At 56.9% G+C, this 21,354-nt stretch carries 16 protein-coding genes; 4 read left to right on the top strand and 12 right to left on the bottom strand.

Annotated elements, in window-relative coordinates:
* The first annotated feature begins 672 nt into the window (after positions 1–672).
* The gene (locus ACVIIW_RS16805; RefSeq protein WP_456701735.1) at positions 673–900 is read left to right on the top strand and encodes a hypothetical protein; all 228 of its coding nucleotides are present in this window, start codon (positions 673–675) and stop codon (positions 898–900) included.
* A 512-nt stretch (positions 901–1,412) separates the two neighbouring features.
* Here ACVIIW_RS16805 and ACVIIW_RS16800 read toward each other — a convergent pair.
* On the bottom strand, positions 1,413–1,643 hold the full coding sequence (locus ACVIIW_RS16800; protein ID WP_456701734.1) for a hypothetical protein: 231 nt from the start codon (positions 1,641–1,643) through the stop codon (positions 1,413–1,415).
* A gap of 1,586 nt (positions 1,644–3,229) precedes the next feature.
* Between ACVIIW_RS16800 and trpD the strand changes: the two genes are divergently transcribed.
* The 3 genes from trpD (at position 3,230) to ACVIIW_RS16785 (ending at position 7,237) form a co-directional block, all read left to right on the top strand.
* Complete coding sequence (gene trpD / locus ACVIIW_RS16795) at positions 3,230–4,243, top strand: anthranilate phosphoribosyltransferase (protein WP_456701733.1); 1,014 nt, start codon at positions 3,230–3,232, stop codon at positions 4,241–4,243.
* Positions 4,244–4,500: 257 nt separating this feature from the next.
* A complete protein-coding gene (locus ACVIIW_RS16790; protein ID WP_456701732.1) occupies positions 4,501–4,686 on the top strand; it encodes a hypothetical protein in 186 nt (61 codons plus the stop codon).
* Between the two features lie 1,258 nt (positions 4,687–5,944).
* Complete coding sequence (locus ACVIIW_RS16785; RefSeq protein ID WP_456701731.1) at positions 5,945–7,237, top strand: preATP grasp domain-containing protein; 1,293 nt, start codon at positions 5,945–5,947, stop codon at positions 7,235–7,237.
* Positions 7,238–7,523: 286 nt separating this feature from the next.
* Here the strand turns inward: ACVIIW_RS16785 and ACVIIW_RS16780 are convergent, their stop codons facing one another.
* From ACVIIW_RS16780 to nodC, 11 genes are all read right to left on the bottom strand, one after another.
* A complete protein-coding gene (locus ACVIIW_RS16780; RefSeq protein WP_456701730.1) occupies positions 7,524–8,201 on the bottom strand; it encodes a 2OG-Fe(II) oxygenase in 678 nt (225 codons plus the stop codon).
* On the bottom strand, positions 8,186–9,409 hold the full coding sequence (locus tag ACVIIW_RS16775) for a GFA family protein (protein WP_456701729.1): 1,224 nt from the start codon (positions 9,407–9,409) through the stop codon (positions 8,186–8,188). Before ACVIIW_RS16775 ends, ACVIIW_RS16780 begins: the two co-directional genes overlap by 16 nt.
* 433 nt (positions 9,410–9,842) lie before the next feature.
* Positions 9,843–10,703, bottom strand: a complete 861-nt coding sequence (locus ACVIIW_RS16770) for an electron transfer flavoprotein subunit beta/FixA family protein (RefSeq protein WP_456705179.1) — start codon at positions 10,701–10,703, stop codon at positions 9,843–9,845.
* Positions 10,704–11,044: 341 nt separating this feature from the next.
* Positions 11,045–12,790 (bottom strand): nif-specific transcriptional activator NifA, encoded by a 1,746-nt coding sequence (gene nifA / locus ACVIIW_RS16765; RefSeq protein WP_456705178.1) that lies wholly within the window; start codon positions 12,788–12,790, stop codon positions 11,045–11,047.
* A 242-nt stretch (positions 12,791–13,032) separates the two neighbouring features.
* A complete protein-coding gene (locus tag ACVIIW_RS16760; RefSeq protein ID WP_456705177.1) occupies positions 13,033–13,812 on the bottom strand; it encodes an SDR family NAD(P)-dependent oxidoreductase in 780 nt (259 codons plus the stop codon).
* Between the two features lie 759 nt (positions 13,813–14,571).
* A complete protein-coding gene (locus tag ACVIIW_RS16755) occupies positions 14,572–15,684 on the bottom strand; it encodes a nodulation protein NodZ (RefSeq protein WP_456701728.1) in 1,113 nt (370 codons plus the stop codon).
* Between the two features lie 201 nt (positions 15,685–15,885).
* A complete protein-coding gene (locus ACVIIW_RS16750; protein WP_456701727.1) occupies positions 15,886–16,674 on the bottom strand; it encodes an ABC transporter permease in 789 nt (262 codons plus the stop codon).
* Positions 16,675–16,677: 3 nt separating this feature from the next.
* A complete protein-coding gene (gene nodI, locus ACVIIW_RS16745) occupies positions 16,678–17,598 on the bottom strand; it encodes a nodulation factor ABC transporter ATP-binding protein NodI (RefSeq protein WP_456701726.1) in 921 nt (306 codons plus the stop codon).
* A gap of 1 nt (position 17,599) precedes the next feature.
* Positions 17,600–19,309 carry a nodulation protein NodU gene (nodU, locus tag ACVIIW_RS16740; protein ID WP_456701725.1) on the bottom strand — a complete coding sequence of 570 codons (1,710 nt, stop codon included), beginning with the start codon at positions 19,307–19,309 and terminating at the stop codon, positions 17,600–17,602.
* 13 nt (positions 19,310–19,322) lie between these two features.
* Positions 19,323–19,955: a nodulation methyltransferase NodS gene (gene nodS, locus ACVIIW_RS16735; RefSeq protein ID WP_456701724.1), complete on the bottom strand. Its 633-nt coding sequence runs from the start codon at positions 19,953–19,955 to the stop codon at positions 19,323–19,325.
* Between the two features lie 11 nt (positions 19,956–19,966).
* Positions 19,967–21,340, bottom strand: a complete 1,374-nt coding sequence (gene nodC, locus ACVIIW_RS16730) for a chitooligosaccharide synthase NodC (RefSeq protein ID WP_456701723.1) — start codon at positions 21,338–21,340, stop codon at positions 19,967–19,969.
* Between the last annotated feature and the right edge of the window lie 14 nt (positions 21,341–21,354).

The following is a 21,354-nucleotide window of genomic DNA, read 5'->3' as shown; positions in this document are numbered from 1 at the left end:
CTCTTGGCCTAACCTCGTCTTCAGTGAATTAGCCTTCATCATGGCATGCCCTACTGTGGCCTGCGACATCTAGATCGCACGATGCTCGCAACACCAGTAGTGGCTGCAGATCGCTCGGCGCAACATTGCTGCTTCTCGAGAAGGTACTTGATCCTCCGCGACGTCCTCGCCAAGGCTGAACAGTCCCAATGCGCCATTTATGTGAAAATGATTCAGCCTTATCGCGGCCAAATCGCCTCGCGGACAACCGCAGACGTCCGCATCTCTATTCTCCGAACCAGCGTTCGGCTGCTATCTCCGTCGTAAGCTAGCCGTCAGGAACAATGTTTAGTCGATCTCGTCGTTCGCAACTGGATATCAACGGATTTTACAGGACAAGATGCAGCTCCTAGCGAGTTGTCCACGGTATGTCGCTCGCGAAGCGCTCACTATTTGCTGCTAATGCGGGTGTTGTCCCCGACAGGAGTGTCGCGTGTCCGACATCGCACAGCGGTCCGCGTGACCAACCCACCTCATCAAAAGCGCTGACGACAGTTCTGGCTCGTGGCATGTCACTTGCTGTGCTCACAGACGCGACTTGTACCGACGATGTACGGGCAATCGATCGGCCAAATGCCCCCGCGCAACGAACATTATTTCTGATACTTCCCTATGAAAGAGGACTGCAAACCTATGGATGACAGGAGGCATGCAAAGCTTGGCATCTACGGTTTAGACAGCGGTCAGCGAGATGACATGCCACATTGGCGCTCAACAAAACTCCCAACGATCACGCATTTGGGCGCCGATCGTCGCTCCCGGCAAGTGGGAAAGAGCTGGAACTGGGGGCTTTTGGCCGCGTTGCTCATAAATGCGCTGCTCTGGGCGGGTATCTACTGGGTCATCGTCGCCTTCTTCTGAGACAATCCGGCCATAGCAGCGAGCGGCTACAAGCACCACTCCTTGCTAGGGCCGCAAGCTGACGCCGGCCGCGCACTCCGCGCTGCGCCTTGATAGTGACTGCGCTGCTCCAGCGGCCGCAAACGAGATGTCGACAACCCAGATGCCTCAAATCGGCGACACAGAGACCTCGTTCCAGCTGCGACGAAATGCCAAACCTAGTAGATAGAAGGTCACCGTCGCCCAGAGGTGGCGTTCTGGACAATTCGTCTGATGCGACGAGAGAATTAATTCTCAGTAGTCTTTTTTTGTGAAGATCGCTTCGGTAACCAGACGAACGAAGGTGACCTGAAACAGGAATTGGGCAGGCGGCTGGCTTGCTCTCACGAGCGTGTGGCATGCGACGATCAGGCCACCGCGCTCATCCCAGAACGCCTCGTGCAGGTGTATTGACTTGCTTGCTGAGCGATATGTGCCCAGCGGTAGCGTCGGGATACGCCAGCAGGATGGGGCCTTCTGATCGTAGCAACGCTCTACAGCTCTTGCTCAGGCCGCGTATCGTCCTCATTCTTGCGCGTCTGCCACACCTGTGCCCGGCGCGCCAACTTGTCGTATTCCAAGGCAATCTTCAGCAGCCGGTCCTTGGCCTTTCCGTCGGCGAGGGCTGCCGCTTTCTTTCGCGTTGCTTCCGCGCGGCTTCGCCAATGACCTGGCTGGTGCTTACTTTTAGGATTCATGCCGAGAGCATGCAATTCGTAGATCAAAGAATTGCGACACCGAGGCTCCGTATCATCACGTAGCGGCGACGCTCGTGTGTCTGGCTACCGAAGCAGCCAGTGCTAGTCCACAACTATTAATCAGATGCCGCCGAGTGCGTATCGCAGACGAAACCTATCGTGCACAGGCGCAGAGAGCTTCAAACCAGCGACGCAGAGAGACTTGAATCGAACGTGGCGTTAGATTGTACGGTCCTGGACAGGTGGGGATCACCTCTAACAATCGGAAGACAGCTGACATGGCAGGAGAGCGAACGTCTCAATTACCTACCCTCGCCTGGGACCACTTATTAGAGAGCGCAACCTCATCCTACGAAGGTTACCCAAGGCCGTTGCTGCTCCAGTCACTTTTGGACCGGATCGCACGTATCGGTACCTATGGGACTGGCGACTAGACTACGCCATAGTATCTCAGATCATGTCAGGCAGACCCAAGCGATGCGTCTTGCTAACGCCGTCGGATGCACCGCCCGCCCAACCCCCAGCAGCTTCAAATCATCACCCGTTCCATCGGGACCCGCCTGGTCCTTCCCGTCTTTCCTTGGCCTCTGTCGGAAGGTGTCGCCTCCCGGACCGGTCAGCAGCCAAGCTCCATGCAGTGAGAACGGCAATGCTAGAGCGTCGAGGCTTACCGACACCACCTAGCTAAGCAGATCCGCCTTCCCGGTTTGCGGGTGATGGCACCCACCAAGAACAAGAAGAAGATCAACTTACCCGAAGGGACGTCATGATTCAGATACGACGAACTTACTTGGCTTCGCGCCTCCGCCTCTGCTACCGCGCCATCGCTGTTGGCATTGCAATGACAGCTGCAATGCTCGCCCCGGTCAACGCGGATGATCGGCCGCCGACCTCAGAGGAGAAAGACGCTTGCATGGAGGACGTGCTCCGCCTTTGTAGTAGTCTCATACCAAATCGCACCGCTATCACCGCCTGCCTGAGATCGAAGCAAGACACCCTTTTGCCGCTACGAAATCTCCAGGCGAGATGGCGGCGAGAAAAGGAGCGGATCGAAGTGAAAAATGCAGATCCCTTCGAATCGCGCTTAAAGGTCGTCCCACTTCGCGCGCAATTAATCCTTCGTGCAGCACCGGCAAAGGCATGCGTCTAGCGCTCCGGCAAGGCCGCACGGCGTAGGTTGATTACAGTTGGTCACTCGATTTCGCAGAGCAACTGACCTCGGCCTCAAAATCTACTCAGCATCGGGAATAGTGCGCCAAAAGCCACTCAGCGGTGCCGCCACGGCGCCCCCGAAAGCCAGACGCCTTGTGATGCGGATCGAACGTCTCGGGCAAGCGGGCGGAGACAAACGCTATTGTTCTGGCAACACATAGCGGCAGTGCTCTGATCCGCCACGATATCCTATGGACGCACCATCGGGAGAGAACTTGACCCTCACGTAGCGTCAGGTTGTAGCGTCGCCACCTATGCCCACGTTCATCCGACGGCCGTCTCGAGGACCAGTGTGGCAAAGCGAGTGCGGACAGACCGCCGGCTGCATCAAGGCACTCCGCTTGCAGAGACGCTTGGCTGGCGGTCGGGCCTAGATTGGACAAAGGAACGTATAAAGTTCGATGGAACCGCTCAAGTCAATCATCGCCAAAGTCGTCACCGGCGCTACCCTGACGCGTGAGGAGGCTACCTCAGCGTTCGACAGCATGATGTCGGGTGACGCAACTCCCTCCCAAATCGGTGGCTTGTTAGTTGGGATGAGGGTCCGCGGCGAGACGGTCGAAGAAGTCACCGGCGCCGCATCCGCAATGCGAAATCTGATGCCCAAGGTGGAAACCCGGTGCGACGCTGTCGATATCGGTGGCACGAGCGATACCGCTAAGTGTTCGCTCAATGTATCGACGTGCGCTTCCTTTATCATCGCCGGCCTCGGCGTTCCCGTTGCGAAGAATGTCAGCCGCACGGCATCGTTGCGATCAGGCACCGCCGACCTGTTGGCACGCCTCGGCGTAAAGGTCGACCTCGGGCCCGACGCAATTGCACGTTGTGTGCGCGAAGCCGACATCGGCTTTATGTTTGCGTCAGCCGAGTATCCGGCGATGCAGCGCGTCAGCCAGATCCGCGGCGTTCTTGGAACCCACACGATGTTCAATCTGATCGAGGCCCTGTCCAACCCGGCCGGGGTCAAGCGGCAGGTCCTTGGACTATTCACTCCGGAATGGGTGCAGCCTTTGGCGTACGTCCTGAAGAACCTTGGTGCCGATTCGGTGTGGGTTGTACACGGCTCGGATGGGCTCGATGAAATATCCCTTACCAGCACAAGCTTTGTTGCGGCGCTTGAGGCGGGTACGGTCCGCACGTTCGACGTGACGCCCGAAGACGCCGGGCTCCCCCGCTACCGCGCCGATGCGCTGGAGAGCCGCGATGTCGAGGCTTACGCCGTTGGGTTACAAAACGTGCTTAATGGCATGCCTGGTCGTTTTCGTGATGCTGCACTTTTGAACGCGGCGGCGGCACTGGTGGTGGCCGGGCGAGCCTCGAGCCTGCGGGAGGGCGTGGCGCTTGGACAAGAATCGCTTGATCGCGGCGCTGCAGCCGCTCGTCTCAATCGCTTGATCGCGGTTTCAAACGCCTGACAACCGAGCTGGTGATGCTGCATCGTTGTGGCCAACAGTGCCGCTTAGACACGCAAGGGATAGTGCAGCCGGCGAATGAGTGGCCCTTGTGCCGTACTTCGAGGGACCATCGTCGTGGCAAGTAATGGTCAAAACAATTCCCACCGAGGGGCGCGGCCCGATAGCCAAGTCTTGGTCGAGCTGGAGGCTGTTGGAGCCCCAGTTGCCGAGGTTAGGTCCCGCGACGAAGCGCGCGACGCGCCAAAGGAGATCAATTGATGATGCCCTGGCAGAGGATGGAAGCACTCGGAACTATTGCAACGATAGAACACATCATTCGAAAGTTTCGGCAATTGATCGACACAGACAGTTCGATCGCGCCGGAGCTGCGGCGTACGCTGCACGAGACGCTGGATGAGCATCTTCTGGAAGCAAAACGGCGTGTCTTCCTGAGAGCCGATTAGATCCGTGATGCCTTCTATACACGCAGAGAAACTCTGGCACGCTGCGTCGCGCTTTACGCACACCGCAGAAACATTTGCCGTCTCGACGAGCTGCTCCTTCGTTCAGCGGTGCCGCCTGCGACGATCGTTTCGCGCCGCTTGTCCTCAGACCGAGCGTTGGCAGTCCCGCATACGCCCCCTGAGCAACTCTTCATTCTGCTAGAAATCAGCGCCCCATGTAAGTTGGTCACGCCACCGGCGCATTCGCCGGGGTGCTGCCAAGACTGAATAGCGGGGCAGCACTTCCTCAAGGCAGCGCTGAATACTTGCGACATGCGAGACCTCCTGGCAGCACTCTTGGGTGCCAGCATGAGCTCCCCCGTTCTCACAGGTTGACAAAAAACGGGCTTGAATCTGACGCAACGTTAGCTCGTAGGCTTTTGAGGGTGGCACCTAATCTGGGGTGTGAACGACTTCGAATGCCTCAGCTGGTTAGATCCGCGGACCGATCGCCGGTCTTGCTCCTCAGCCACAATGGACCAGCGGTCGGGAGAGCTAGACAACGAGTTCCGATTGCGTCGCTAGGCCCGCATGCCGGACGTGGCGAGCCACTTCGGTCGCAACGCCCGGCAGATGGGGCACAAGCCTTCGGGGTTGCCCCGCGCGCGTGCCCCTGCCTGACCCGCGGCATCAGAAGACATTACCTGGCATGCTGGGACGACAAGTTGAAAGACCCGGACGGCCTCAAGAAGGTTCTGTTAATTGATCATATGGAAGGTCGGTGCCGCTGCATCATCGGCTTCAGAGATGGAGATGTGGGAGTGGCCATATATGTGTGGGGAGCCCGTGCATCAAAGAGTGGCAAGACAAACTCATCGTGGTGCGCCTATCACTACCGACAGATGCACAAGGCCGCCGCCGAGTAGAGCGAAGTGGGCGATCGCTCGGCAACTTCCCCTCTTTCAATATCCGCCGTTCGCACCCCATCACATCCATCGAGAACAGGTTCTGCCAAAGGGGTAGCATTTCACACGACGGATTCCGAACACCGCGCCAGGCAATGGCCAGCGCTTTTGATGAAGCGAGCTGCCAGGCCACACAATCGGCAGATCGCAGACCCACCGTTCTCTCCCGTTCCATTAGGGCGACAGCGCGACAGCGGGGGCTCCTTGATCTCAGCGCCTCACAACAGCACGGCCAGTTGATGGTGACTGCCATGACGATCCCATCCTGATCACGTCCAGATGCCCGGAGGTCGCGAATGCCGAGGATCCTAATTATGAATGCCGGTACGCCTCAGATGTCGGGCGGCCATCTAACAGAAGCCCAACTCTCGTTGGCGGCCAATTCGGCGTACCGTTCAGCGTGGTTTGCTCAGGAGGGCGACTTGATAGTCTCACCGGTAGAGATCCCGGCAAATCTACTATCCTTCATCGGAGCGACGCTTGATTTCGATGCATCGAGTCTTCGCCTGGTTATACGTGAGAGCCGCCAACCGACCATCCTCGATGATTGTACATTGCTGTCTAGGGCTGTTGTCGAGCAGATTAAAAGACATGTTTGTCAGCAATCCGGCTGGCGACTATCTCCCTGCTACTTTACCGAAGGTGTCGCGCGCCTCGCGGCCAGGTTAGGCATACCGAATACCGGCGACGACTTCGCTTTGCAGCGCGGGCCTGATCTGTTGAATCGCAAGAGCCACTTCCGTCAATTGGCAACAAGCGTCGCACTTCCGCTTCCTCACGGATCAGTCGCCACAGACCCAAACGGACTGTCAAACGCGGTCACCTCCCTAAGATCCGAGACCGGCAGGGTCATCGTAAAGTTGGATAATGGTGCTGGTGGAGTAGGAAACGTTATCTTGACCAGCAATAAGAGCGATCCCTTACCTGGAGCCAGAGATACCCGGTGGATTTCGTGGCGATCTTTTGATCCCAAGGCACTTTGGTCCGAGATGACGACAGAATCGTGTAAGACGCTGGTCGTGGAATCGTACCACCTAGCTCGCTCTTTATTCTATCTCGAGTATGCAATCCAGGATGATGCATCAATCGTCTTTGTTAACAGTGGAAACATTCGTCTGCGTAAAAGCACAGATCGCTCCGAGAGAGCTCTGATTTGGACAGGGCTTGAGCTGCCAAGTGACTTGGAGAACAAGCAATGGTTGACCGCCCAAGCGCATGCTTACCGATTTGTGGCACTGGCGAGAGACCTGGGATATCGTGGATTGATCAACATTGACGCGATTTTTGCAAAAGATGGCCGGTTGCTGTTCAATGAAGCGAATGGCCGCTGGGGTGGCGGCTCGGTGTTACACAACATAGCCATCCGACTACTAGGCTTCGACTATTCCCATCGCAACGTTATCTTGTCCGTAAGAAATGTGCGATCACCGTCCTTCCAAGCGGCGCATGCTCGTTTTATCAAAGATGGAATTCTATTCGACCGCACACGTAAGGAGGGCGTGATCCCGCTTGCCGCCGACGAAGAGGCTGGCACCGTGGAGTGCGTCGTGATTGCACCTGACAGGCCGGCCGCGCACGATCAGCAGCACCGACTATTGGGGTCATAAAACTCACGTCGAGACCCGCTCAATTTTTCGCCTGGCTGCCGGGTAGTTCTCCCGCAGGCCCACGTCTCCCCTGGTTTCGCACAGCGAAAAAGATCGCCACGATCGCAGAGCTCGCGCTTGCTCCAATGATGCGTGGTGGTCCTTTTACAGATCGCTGCCAGCCACGCCGTCCGACCAGAGGTCTCTCAGACTTTACGGCGACCTGTCTGACCACAAGATGCAATCTTTCAATTCCCCTGAGAGCTCGCTCGCCACCCTCTCAGAGGAACATATCTGGCGCGCCACTTCATACGCGCGCGGTGGACCTTTCGATGATCCGGCGGTTCGCGCCAGCGCGTTTTGAACAGAAGTACACGAGGGATCTGCGTTCCCCGCCTGAGACCGGCTTTACCTCGTGCCGGACCCTACATGTTGTGACAAGCACGGCACCAAATGGAGGGCGGAATACGTGCTGCTCGTAGCCCGTTGGATATACTACAAATTCACCGCCGTCGAAGTCTCTCGCTAACTGCACAATCACCGCGTACTCGAAATCCGGGTCACTCGCCGCATCCAAATGGACGCCGACGAATGAACCCGGCGGCAGGCGATGCATTTGGCATCGGCGAACCACGTAATCTGAGGATGCTCCGAAGATCTTTCTTAGCGCGAAGCTGCGGTCTTTACTTTCAAGTAGCTCCATGATCTGGGTTGAAGCTGTACCACTCACGTTTGTCGGCGTGTGGCCGGGCGGGTCTACCCGAACGCGCTTGACAAAGACGCTGTGCAAGTCGCCCGCATCTCCCTCCCGCACTTCCTCTTCCGGAATCTCAGCCTGAAGCTGATCGATCTTGATCAAGTCCTCCTGAGTAAACAATATCTGCGGGGCGATTACGACCGTTCCTTTTACCAACAGCTCTATGCGGTACTTTGTCAGTGCTTCTTCTGAAAGCAGACGGGATTTATCGGTCATCGCGCGTGCCATTCAAGCTCACTCCTTTGGTCTTCGACGCATGATTGGGGCTCCAGGTGCACCGACGTGAATGCTTGCTCCCAACGCTCGCCGTCGAACTCAGTTATTCTGATGTGCTCGATCGTCTTTCTATCCAAACATCGGATGTTTATGCTGAACCCGGATGGGTTCGATCTAGGCCTATAGAACGGCTTTACGCCACAAACTCGGCAAAACGTGTGGCGGGCGATGTTCTTGTTGAACTGATACATAGTGAGGCATTCCTCACCACACTCGATGTGGAGCTTGTCGCCAGTTACGAGCAAGTGGACAAATCCAGACATCTGACAAATTGAGCAATTGCATCGAACTGCCGAGAGCTCGCGCGGCGCACTCACGTGAAACTTGACAGAGCCGCAATGGCAGCTGCCATGATGCAAGATTTCAAAGTGATCATCTCCCGTGCGTGTGACAATCCCCAGAAGATCGCAGCACCACCGGACGCTGAGCCGATAGGCTTGATCGAATTCATTCAGAAAGCGATCGCTCCGGTTAGGCTGCACGAGTTCGGCAATCAGCCGGCCTGTCATTTCTCCATGGTACTTCTCAGCGGGATCTTCTCCGCCGACATGGTCGCTAAAATACTGAAGATCGTCCGGCCGCGCTCTAAAGGTACTGACGAGACTGGTCCATAGCGACTGGATCATGTCCGCAGCATGCAGTTCAAAAGCGACCATGTAGGCGCAACGAACCAGGGGGTCGTTCGAGGACAATCCGTCATAGAGAGAATGCAAGTACTTTCTCGTCCTGAAACTGTAGTTTGGCACTATTGCTCTGCCGAGTAGCTGCGAGGCATCCTTTCTCAATAGGTTGGAGTGAAACTTTTCGGTCAGCAGAATATCTGGTAGCGCTGATTTACCGCCCTGAAGAATTCTTCCATGGCCGCCGGTCTCGTCCCAACAGATGAAATTCCCGACCACGCTGGTCAGTTCGACATCCCTCGTGATATCTCGATTGTGACGCATTGCATCGAATATGAGCTCCCTTTGCGATCCCGCCTGCAGGTACGGGAATGCCTGTGACATCGCAAGGTATTCAGGCAGCAGTCCGGCGACCTGATCCTCCGACATCTGCGCAGCGAATGGATGTGGGCCGAAGACGGCTCGCGCGCGCTCAGTCAAATACTCGCAGGATATCCTCGGAGCCTGCGCCGGTACAGATCGAGATTCTTGAGTTGTCATTTGACCTCTGCGGATGAGAAGCGAACGGTCCTTTGACGAAACAAGTTCGTCCCGGCCGACTGTTTAGGGCCTGGCAATGCGTTGCCTAGAGCTTAACCGCTTCGTGGTGGCGTTCGCGATGGTAGATCTGGCATGCTTAACCCTGCTCCTGCGCATCGAAGTAAAAGCTGTCAGCAGTGAAACAATGAGAATCATGGCTGATTCTGGTCCACCTGCGGACCAGTGTCGCAAATGCTCGCCGCTTGTCATGGACATTTTACTGCGCGCTCCTTCTTGCAGCTGATGTCGCGTGCACGAGTGCGGCAATCCAAGCAACTGGATCTTGGCGGTAACTCGGCCTGCGCATACTGGTAGAATGCGCCGCTACATGTCGCGCGCGCCGCTCGACACATGTGCGTCGTTGATAGATGCTTTCGATCGTCTTTAACTCTCCTCACATGGAAGCTACTGATCGAGCTTCGCGAGCAAGTGTCGCCAGATCGGTTTCGAGCTTCGGTTGATGCGTGAAAATCGCCTCTATCAACGCCTGCGCCGGTTGCTCGGCAGCCTCAACCAGCGCCGCCCTCTCACCCCGGGCGGAGGGGGCGAACACACGCTTGACGACCGTCGGCGAGCCCTTGAGGCCGCATTTAGAGATGTCTTCGATACCGGCATCTTGCGCGCTCCATTTTACAATCTGGGCACGCGCGGCACGCAATGCATCCGTCATCGCGCCGCGCCGAATCTGATTCGTCGCCTCGAGCATAGTGACGAGACACGGCAATTTGGTCTGCAATATCTGAACACCGCCCTCGGCGCGTCGTTCGGCTTCAATTGTTCCAGCGGCGAGGTCCAACGATTTGATCTTGGCAACGTACGTCAGCTGCACTACGCCCAGTCGCTTTGCAATGCCGGGCCCAACCTGCGCAGTATCGCCGTCGATGGTTTGCTTTCCCGTGAAGATGAGGTTTGTCGGGCCATATTCCTTGCCAATCTTCCGGATTGCGGTTGCAAGTGCATACGTTGTGGCCAGCGTGTCGGAGCCGGCAAACCAGCGATCGGTGAGTAGGATGGCGCGATCGGCACCAAAAGTCAGCGCCTTTCGCAAGGACTCTTCTGCCGATGGTGGTCCCATGGCGAGCACGGTTATTTCGCCGCCGGACCTGTCGCGCAGCTCGAGCGCTGCCTCGAGCGCGAAAAGATCATAAGGATTGATGATGGTCGGTACTCCCTGACGCATGATTGTATTGGTTACGGGGTGAACACGGATTTGCGCCGAGTCCGGAACCTGCTTGATGCAGACGACATTGTGCACGGTGTACTCCCAAAGTGGCGATAGCCGCGACGAGAGCAGCAAGTGTTGTACCATCACCGCCTCTTTTAAATCGGCACGCGGTCGCAATGCTTTAAGCTGGGTGGTGCCCGCTCTAAACCGCTACCGAGACAAGTCAGGTTCGGACAGTCCTTTTTCGTACGAGTCGCCAGCCAGGGGACGCGAAAAGGGGACCGACAACCACTGCCGCTAGGCCCCCAGTGTGCACGGCGCGCAACGCCTTCCTCGGGCCTGCCAGCTTTCTTCAGAAGCCGTGTATTTCCCAACCTGGGCTGTTTTTACCCATCTGCTTTGGTAGTCGCAGTTTCAGCCGATGTGGGCGTTCAGAACCGCTTTATCTCGATCCCGTATTTCCTCAGCGCATAGCCGATTTGCCGCGGGGTTAGTCCGAGTAGGCGCGCTGCCTTGGCCTGCACCCAGCCAGATTTTTCCATCGCCGCAATGACTCGCTCCCGATCCGCCATCCTCGCACCACCAACGAGAGCTGTGCCGGCTGGAGCGAGCGCGGTCGGCTCGCTAACCGATTGCGGCGGAACGGTCGTTTGATCTAGCGGAATGACGGGCTTCGCAGGCATCGCTTGAATGGGTGCCAGTTGTCCCGTCTTGTCATTGGATGTACTTTTCCAGAGCATGGTGGAAAGACACTCCCCTCGGCGACATGCAAAGTCACTTCCCACAATCGATGATCCGTCACACAGTGTCGCCGTTCGCTCAATGCAGTTTTCGAGCTCGCGGACATTTCCCGGAAAGGCGCAGTTCATCAGTACGTCAATCGCACCGGCCTCGAGGGTGAGCGTACGGCCGTTCTCGCTATTGAATTTTCTGAGGAACTCTCTAGCGAGCAGCGGAATATCGCTGCGTCTTTCGCGCAGCGGCGGCAACAACAAGGGAACCACGCTAATGCGATAGTAGAGGTCAGCACGGAACTCGCTCCTTGCCACGGCTTCTTCCAGGTTCTTGTTGGTCGCGGCGATAACTCGAACGTCGACCTTAATCGTATGATTGCTGCCGACGCGCTCGAACTCCTGTTCTTGCAGAACTCGCAGCAGCTTCGCCTGGAACGACGCCGAGATCTCGCCGATCTCGTCAAGAAACAGTGTCCCTTTATCAGCCAGCTCGAAGCGCCCCTTGCGCGAACTGATCGCACCGGTAAAGGCACCTTTCTCATGGCCAAACAATTCCGATTCGAGGACCGTCTCCGGAAGCGCCGCGCAATTCAGTTTAACGAACGGTCGCTTAGCGCGAGACGATGACTCGTGAATGGCCTTGGCAACGAGCTCCTTGCCAGTGCCGGATTCGCCACGTAGCAAAACCGTGCTGTTCGATTTGGCCACAACCGCGATCTTCTCGAGCAGTCCGCTTAGCGCGGCGCTGTCGCCAATGATCCCGTGAGCGTGAAGCTTCTTGCGCTCGCGACTGGGCGACCCAAGCTCAACTCTCTGCTTCTCGCCCTGGTCTTTCTCCACTAACGGCGCTTCGCGATCCCTGGCCAAGAAGCGATGTAGCTTCACTGCTTGCCCCACCAGGTTGGCGACCATTGCGAGCAGCCAGGCATCGTACTCCAGACGAAGCCTTGAGCCATCGTTCTGGATACGATCTATCGTCAACGTACCAACAACTCTCGCACCAATGTGAATGGGAACCCCGATGAACGAGATGGGCATATTGTCTGAGGCACCGAGAACCTCCCGGTCGGCGGCGCTGAAGGCTGGCGCGGCGGCTACGTTCTCGACGATAAGAGGTCTGTCTGTCGCTACGATCTGGTTCAATGCATTCCGCGGCAGGCAAGCCCGGTAAGGTTGGTCGCCGTCGCTCCAGCCGGTACCAACTCGAATTTCCGGCCCTTCATCGCTAAATAGCGAGACGATGCCGTGCCGCATCTGCACAAACGATTGCAGTAAGCCAACGACGTTGGCTAACGTGACTTCGAGGCGACAGGTAGCGTTGAGTATTTTGGATATTTCAAAGAGGCCGCTCAACGCGCTCTCGTGCGACAGCTCCCCTGGGGCGTTACGCACCGGCTCCGCTTGCGAGGCGGGTCTTTCGCTTGAGGCAGGGATATGCAGCATGAGCCGGTCTCCGTTGTTTTGATTATCCTCCATGGAGCCATGTTCGGATTGGCGAGCTAAGTTTTGCATGTCACTCTCGATCTAGCGCCAAGTGTTGACGAGATGACATAGAACAGTGACATCTTTTCGTGGCACGACGGTAAACTTCCGGTGCGCCTTCGTTTCACTTTTTGCGGATTTGTGGGTGCGGAGAACATGAGCGCGCCGCAGCTTAATTCAGCCACATCACCAAGGTGGCCGCTTCACAGGTGCTGCCCGCCATTTATCGGCACCTCGGCCCCCGTGACATAACTCGCCGCATCCGAGCACAGAAAGAAGATGACCTTTGCAACTTCATCGGGCGTCCCCACTCTGCGCAGCGGGATACTTGGCACGAGACGAGCTTCCGTGTCTGGGGACAGCATGTTGGTCTTGATTTCGCCGGGAGCGATCGCATTCACGCGGATACCATACGGCGCGTAATCATGAGCCAGCTCGCGCGTGAGGCTCGCAAGCGCCGCTTTCGACGTCGCATAGGCACTTCCGGCGAACGGGTGCACGCGCGAGCCTGCGATTGAAGTCACATTCACGATTGATCCTGACGCGGCTCTTAGCTCGTCAAACAAACCCTGCGCCAGCAGGATCGGAGCCACCAGATTAAGATGAAATACCCTCATCCATGTTTCGGTTGACGTACTCAATGAGGTCATCCGATCGCCAGTTGGCGTTTTCGGCGAGACACCGGCGTTATTCACCAACGCGTGCAAAGGCGCACCGGCCAAGCGTCCCCTGATCTCGGTGATCGCGCGCGGAAGCATTCGATGATCGCTAAGGTCGATCTGAAGATGATCGTCGTTCCCCGCCTCCCAGGGGCATCGCTCACCATCAAAAGGTTGACGCGCGCAAGAAATGATGCGCCAGCCCGCGTCCGAGAAGAGCTTGGCGGTGGCATGCCCAATTCCGCGCGACGAGCCGGTGAGCAACATCGTCTTCTGTTGTCTGCCATCAGGATGCGCTTTGTCGGCCCGAACGGGGCAACCCAGTTGTGTTCCGGACGGCAGGTCTCTGATCAGATTTTCATTTGGCAGATCGAGACTCACAAGCGCGCCCTCTACTGTTACGCCAGCGAACGGGTAGCAGGATTTGCGCCATTGCGGTGCACGTAAATCCCCCCTGTTTTGCGTCCTAATGTCGCGCGCATGGAATACTTGGCAGATGCAAGACAGCGGCGGGTACGCTTTGTGACAGCAATGTCCAATCCGGCACGTAAGCTTGCGGGGCCGCTCGCTGCTTCATGACAAGGCAGCGAGCCGCGTTTGCCTTCGTGATCGCGCAATCGAAAGCGGCGGGCCGATGCCTCTCTCCGACCTCAAGATCGCACCGGATATCGGGGCAGGGTCTTTCGGAACACCTCCAAAGCTGACGCACCAGCCTCGCACGTTAGATTATCGGCGATCAATTTTGAATTGTCGGGCCCTGCTCTGAGCCAACTGTGTTATCCTATACGCGCTCGTTCCCCCGAAATGGCGTCCTATGTGTTGATCCGCCATGAGCAACGTATGGATTTTCCGCTCGAAGCGAAGCAAACTGTTCCGTCTATTTTGCGCTGCGCAACAAGCTGGGACCGCTATTGCGATGTTACGTCTCAGTGAACGGCGTCTGGCCCCCCGTCCGTTTTGCTCTGTGCGCCCATTTCGCGGCAACAGCATCACGTTGGCCAGACGATTTCCGTACGTACAAGAACTGCCAGTACTTCTGGATACAAAGAGCAGCGATCAGGTCTATGAGGCGGGTTATGCCCTTCATGGCGCCGCGAGCTCTTGCGCGTTGTCTTCAATCAGGATCAACTCGCTCCGATCGTTCAAATCGAATTCTATAACGCGCGGAGCAAAGAGACGGGCATAGCGCGTGAAGGCGCTCGTTGGGGGAAACCTGATCACTGTGTCGCAGCGCGCCAGGAGATACATCTCAGTCAGGGCAGAAAAGCCACCCTCGGCTCCGAGTGCGGCGTTGTGCAATGGGCCGGCCTGGGGTGCCTGGAACTGTTTTGGGATCGCAAAAACATCCGGAAATGCCTTTGAAATCTGCTCAAGGACGATCGCGCTATCCGTACACAGGAACGCTCTCACAGGTTTTGCGTGCGGTAAAGCCTTGGCCTTATCGATGGCAATGCAAACCTGCCGCAGCGCGCGCTCCGTGTCTGCCCAGTAAGGAGCATGCCCCATAATATCCTCGCCATTGCCATGACGGACATGAATACCGATTACGCTGTATGGCTCGAAGTGCTCGCGGTAGATCGCATCAATCCGGGCCCGGATTTCAGGTCGCGGCTTGATACTGCGAAAGATCTCTCGCTCCGCCTCCTGATCGCAACGCCACATGAGACAGGCGTCACACACCACCGTGGTAGCGTCACTATCTCTCTTGCTTTGGAACAGTTGATCGAGTTCGTCACGTTCTCGAAAGATCTGCTCGTCCGGGCGATAGACGCAATCGATAGATGGCTTATTCCACCATGCCGGAAAGAATGGCCCCGGAAACGAACGTCGATTGAGGTCGTCGTCGCAAATGACGCGCACGCCGGCGATGTCTTCAACCGGTTCGAAGAAGACTGGAAAGGCATTGGCGAATGGTTCGTCAAGATAACAAGACCCCCGCCAATCGATTACCAGGGTACGTCTTGTCTGCTTTGCAAACCGCCAGGCCGCCGCCAGTGACCACAGACAGTCACCGAGCCCAGTGCGTCGTCGGGACACTACGAACCGATCATTGATCGAACCACTAGCCATCTTGATTGCCTTTTCCTGCCCTCTTGGTTGGACAGCAGATATCGATACAGACAGGTCGACCATCTTCTCTCCCAAGGTCAGCTCCTGTGATCGCGATACCGGCGAGCTGCGTTGGTAGAACTTCATAGCGGCGCTGTCCCTGATGTACTGCGTCTCTAAACATTTGCGTGTTCTCTTCACCGACGGCCATTTCGTCGGAATACCTGGCTCACCTGCGCATTCGATGGCTTTGGCGGCTACCTGTACGCATGGGCATGGCCATGTTCATCGTCTCGCGGGTTGTTGGAGAACCCACCGTGACGCGGCATCAATTTCGATGCTCCCACATCATCGCAGCAGGCGCCGCCGAAACAATAGTGTCGATACGAGGAAGGGCAATACCGCATACAAGCAAAGCGCGCTGACATGCAGCAGAACGTCGCCAACGCTGTGCTCCAGCATCATTGGGCGAATGAGGCCGATCGAATGTGAGAGCGGCAAGACGCCGGCGAAGTTACGAAATGAATCGGGCAGCTGGCTCGTCGGAAAGACCGCGCCACACAGAAACACCATGGGCGTGAGGAGGAGCGAGTGGTAAAATACGAAGTAGTCGTAAGTTGGGGCAAGAGATATGACGACCATTGCAAGGCTGCCGAAGACGAGGCCCGTAAGGGCAATTGTTGGTATCGTAAAGAGAATCGACGACCAGGATGCATAGCCAAGCGTGGCAGCGACAATCCCGATTGCTGTCCCCGCTAGTACGGACTTAGTTGCCGCCCACACCAACTCTCCTAAAACGATATCGCCAAGCGTGAGCTGCGTGAACAGGATTGCCTCCCAGGTACGCTTGGCATCCATGCGAGCAAAGGCCGCATATAGGGTTTCAAAGGTTGCGGATGTCATCGCGCTGATTGCGACCATACCCGCCGCCAAAAACGCAATGTACGAAGTCCCCTCAACTCGTCCCACGATGAGGCCGAGACCAAAGCCGAGACCAAGCAGATTGGTTATTGGGTCAGCGAGATTGCCGAGCAGCGATGCAAGCGCTACTTTCCTCCATGCCAAAAAATTTCGACGCCATACCGCGATCCAGTTGTACGCGTTAGCCGGCATTACCGACGCATAAGCATCATCCATTGCTTATTTCTCCATCTCGCGCCCGGTCAACCGCAAAAACACGTCTTCCAGATTCGGGGGGCGCTGCAGAACGCGAAGGTCCGACCGCCCGCTCAGATGCGCACGGACTTGCTCCGGATAGCGCACGTAACAAAAAAGTGTCTCGCCGCTGACTTCGATGTGTTTCGCATAAGGCCTGATCAGCTCTCGAAGTTGATGTACGTCACCGCCATAAATCTCGATCACGTTGCAGCCAATATGCTCGTCGATCAAAGCGTGTGGTTTGCCTTCGGCTATTTTGCAGCCACTCTCAAGCACGCATAGTCGATCGCATAGCCGTTCGGCTTCTTCCATGAAGTGGGTGGTCAGGAGGATGGTCTTGCCGCGCGCAAGCAGGACACGTAGGCGCTCCCAGATCAGGTGGCGCGCATGGGGGTCCAGACCAGTTGTCGGCTCGTCCATGACGAGTAGATGCGGATCATTAATCAGAGCACGCGCCAGCGTCAGCCGCCGCTTCATGCCGCCAGACAACTCGGAGACGCGCACGTCTGCTTTGGTTTCAAGGCGCGCGAACTCGAGCAGAGAGGGCACGACCGCCGCGATCTTGCGAGTGCTCATGCCGAAATAGCGGCCAAACACCAGCAAATTCTCTCGGACTGTGAATTCCGATTCAAGGTTATCGAACTGCGGCACTACGCCGACCCGCACACGCGCCGCACGAGCGCGCGAAGGCACAGGCTCATCGAGGAGCGTAATCGTGCCAACGTCGGGCGAAATCATGCCGAGGAGCATTCGTACGATCGTACTCTTGCCAGCTCCATTTGGCCCAAGCAGTCCGAAGCACTCTCCGCGCGCGACCGAGAATGACAGGTCATTGACGATGAGCTTGTCGCCAAATGACTTTTTCAGGCCGGCAAGGTCGATTGCCACAGTGGACATGTTCATCTTAGGCTGGCAGAAGCCGTTCCGTGCACGATGGCTTCTTGACGACCGTTTTGCTCCAGAGCATGCCCTCGCACCAAACATGCTCGACACGCCCCCATTTGCAGGCCGCTGCAGCGTCCGGAAAGAAGCCCCGTCCGTGGAGGTTGGCGCTCGTGTTGCAGAGCAGCGGAATGCCCGTGAGCTGCTCAAACTCGACGAGAAGCGCGGCAACTTTATGAGGTGAGTTGCGCGAGATCGTCTGCAGCCGCGCCGAACCGTCAAGATGGACCACGGCGGGGATCCTGTCGCGCCAATTTGCCCGGGTCTGGTGATCAAACAGCATGTAAGGATCTGGCGTACCCGGGTTAAAGATCTCCGCCGCGCGATCTTCCAGACAGATCGGCGCCACCGGTCGGAAGTGCTCGCGAAGTTTTATGTCGTTGAGATGATCCTTCATTTCCGGGCACGTCGGAGCTGCTACAATGCTTCTACCACCCAGGGCCCGCGGTCCAAGCTCGGCACACCCGGTAAGAAAGATGACGGGCTTATTGTCTGCAAGAATCGACGCAAGTTCACGCAAGCTGCAGGGCGCCGCTTCCCAGTCCGGTGGAATCTCGCTCTCCCGCAGCGCCGGACCACTGTAAACAGACCATTCCAACGGCCCGAAGCCATCTTGCGCTGCCATAGCGCCGCACGCCGCGCCGATTGCCGAGCCGCTGTCATTCGGAAATGGCGGCACCCAGACATCATCGAACAATCCGCTCGCGCGAAGCGCGCTGTTCCATTTGATATTGAGACCGCAACCTCCGGCGATACATAGATTTCGCGCTCCGGGGAGTGACGAATATCTGAGCAAAACCAGCGACATTTCCCTAACAAGAAGACGCTCCAGAAAAACATGAAACGAGGCAAGGACATCCTCCGCTCGCTTAGCCGTCAGGCGCAATGCGCTTGCCTCGAAGAACTCGTGCATAGCAGCAAGAGACGATTCCGCATTGTTGATGTCTTCACGGTAGCGGCGAGCCTGCTCCGTGTTGCCAGCCAAGCATGTTTCATAAAGCTCCTGAAACACGTCCACGATGCTCTCGTCGACCGAGCCAAGCGCGATGTAGGCCATCAGCTTGCCGGCAATACCTAGATCCCAACTGGAGCGGTTCGGCTGCCGGTATGGCCCGAAGTGAAGGCCCGCGGCAGCATAGGCGTGTCCAATCATCGGAAACAACGCTGCGATGAGCCGCGCCCCGCCAGGTTCGACATAGTAAAGACGTGGAAAGATACAGCCATCCCAAACCAGACAGAACGCAGGCTTTCCCGCGACTGCAAAGAGACTGGTGCTATATGCTGACGCGACATGGCCCGTGACATGCGGGTAGCTTTTATATGGAAACTCTTTGCCTCCGAGCATGAGGCCAAAGCCGTCGACAGAATCGAGAAGGCCCTCAGCATGACGCTCGACATATGGCGCCCCTTTCAGCGCGACCGGCACCGCTCCGCTTAGGACTTGGAACTGCGATTCTTTCTCGCCGTCCCAGCCGTCAATGACGAACTGATCAATATCGCACGGGTCCAGGCCATGCTCCGCCAACGCGTGCAGAACTGCGTCGAGATTGTCGACGGACTGATAGCGTGGACTGTTGCCGCGCTTCTCTTGCTCCATGCAAAAAAGAAGGCGACCATTCTCGATGACGGCAATTGCCCCATCATGTGTCAACTTGATTCCGCAAATGCGCATACGCTCTCCTGGCCTAATGACCGACGTGTGATTGTTCTGACGAGCCGTCCGGCTTCCGAAACCGGACAATCAAGCAGTCTTCGTTGGCCGACCCGCTATGGCAGTTTAGACGGTCGAGCTCTGATAGGCTCTCGTTGAAGAGAGCAATCACTGTTTCCGCACCAGCAGCATGCCCCCAACGTTGACATATTTCATCACGTGCAGACCCGAAAATCAGAGTGCCACCTGGCGCAAGCATTCTCACCATGTTGCGAATCGCCGCCTGCATCTCGGCCACGTCCTTGAGATAATAAAGAACCTCGGCTACCACGATTAGATCAAACTGCTCATTGGTCGAGAACCGCTGAATGCCGCAGGTCACCCAAGTTATATGTGACCACTTACTGGTCCGCAGTCGGGCTCTTTCAATCGCCTGCGGCATGACATCCAACACGGTAAGCCGCACGCATAACGGTGCCAGCATCTCTGTGAATGCGCCGGCCGCACATCCTACTTCGAGAGCAGACGAAGCACCTGCTCCATTGCAACGCAACATCCGGAGCATTTCTGCGTATCGCGCTTGTTCGAACGAACTACTGTCGAGGCTCCATGGGTCGTCGGCGGCAAACTCTCGCTCTAACAAGTGATGGTATGCGTCCAGAGTCATGAGCCGGGCACCTATTTGAAGGCCGTCGAATGATCGCGACAGGAAACACTCTCCGTCGCCACCACGCTCGATGGACGATGCGGCAAACCCGCCTTATGGAGGGGCGCGGGGCTCCCCCCCGCATTGGCCGCACCTCTTCCGACGTTCGGGTGAAGGACACGCTGCGTTTCGTCATCCACCGGCACATTGCTTACTTTCCGCGATAGCCAATCGCTATTGCTCAATGTACAAAGCGCATAGGCCTTCAAGGGAAGTAAGAGAAAGATGTTGATGGGTGTGTGAAGAGAGAATGCGATAAACCGCAATTCGCGCGCACGCAGCGCTGCGACGCTGCACCGGACCATGGTCATCGCTGCAATCGTCAATCCCGTCCACCAGGGTATCGAGCCGCCGATCAGAAGCTGTGCGAGCGCCGCAAGTGATGAAATGGCGAGGAGGATTGGGCCGATATTTTGCCCGACAACGTCTAGCGTCAAATAGCCATCGAGCTCTGGCAGCAAGCGCAGCGCAAGAAACGTGTCCCGAAAGGTACTGCGCGCCCAGCGCAGTTGCTGTCGTAGATACGGCCGAAGACTGTGGGGGACGACCGTAGCTGCTATTGCGTCCGGGGTGTATTCGGTGCGAAACCCCGCCTTCAGCATGAGTATCGTTAGATGGCGGTCCTCGCCGAAGTCGCTCGGCTTCCCACGAAAGAATTGCGCTTCGTATTGGTCAAGTAGCAAGTTGAGTGCGGATCGCCGATACATGGCACATGGGCCGCAGCAGCACATGACGGCACCGAAGCGCGCCTGCGCCGCACGCTCTTCGTTGCACGCGAGCCAATATTCCATATCGATCAGCTTGGTCAGCCAGGTCTGGTTGCGATTGCTGGCGATCAGCTGACCCATGGCCGCACCAATGTCCGGATCATGCATCTTCAATACGAGCTTTGTGACGACGTCAGCAGCAAGGATCGTATCGGAGTCGACGTTGAGAACCAGATCACCGGATGAGCTACGTATTGCAGCTATCTGCGCCTTGCGCTTTCCTACGTTGTTTGGCAGCAAAATGATACTGAATCTCGGATCGTTGGCATACATCTGGTGCACGGGCCCGACAGCGTCGCGGTTTGCAGACCCGTCATCGACCACATAGACCTGCATCTTTCCGGCGTAGTCTTGACAGGCGATCGAGTCCAGACATTCGGCGAGGGTGTCTGGATCCTCGTTGAAGCACGGCACGATGACGTCAACAGTAGGAAGGAACACCTCGGCTTGTCTCAAGTTGTCTCGTTGCGATGAGCTCATCGCCGGTTGGGCATAAAGCGCTTGTAGACTCTTATAGACAGTCGAGAGTAGCGCATATGATGAAACGGCGGCAGCACTGGTCGTCGCAAGCAGGTCCATTGGGTGTCGTTTTT

Source organism: Bradyrhizobium sp. USDA 4449 (assembly GCF_054056275.1).
The sequence above is the reverse complement of the archived record's forward strand: the minus strand, read 5'-3'. Positions and strand labels throughout refer to the sequence as shown.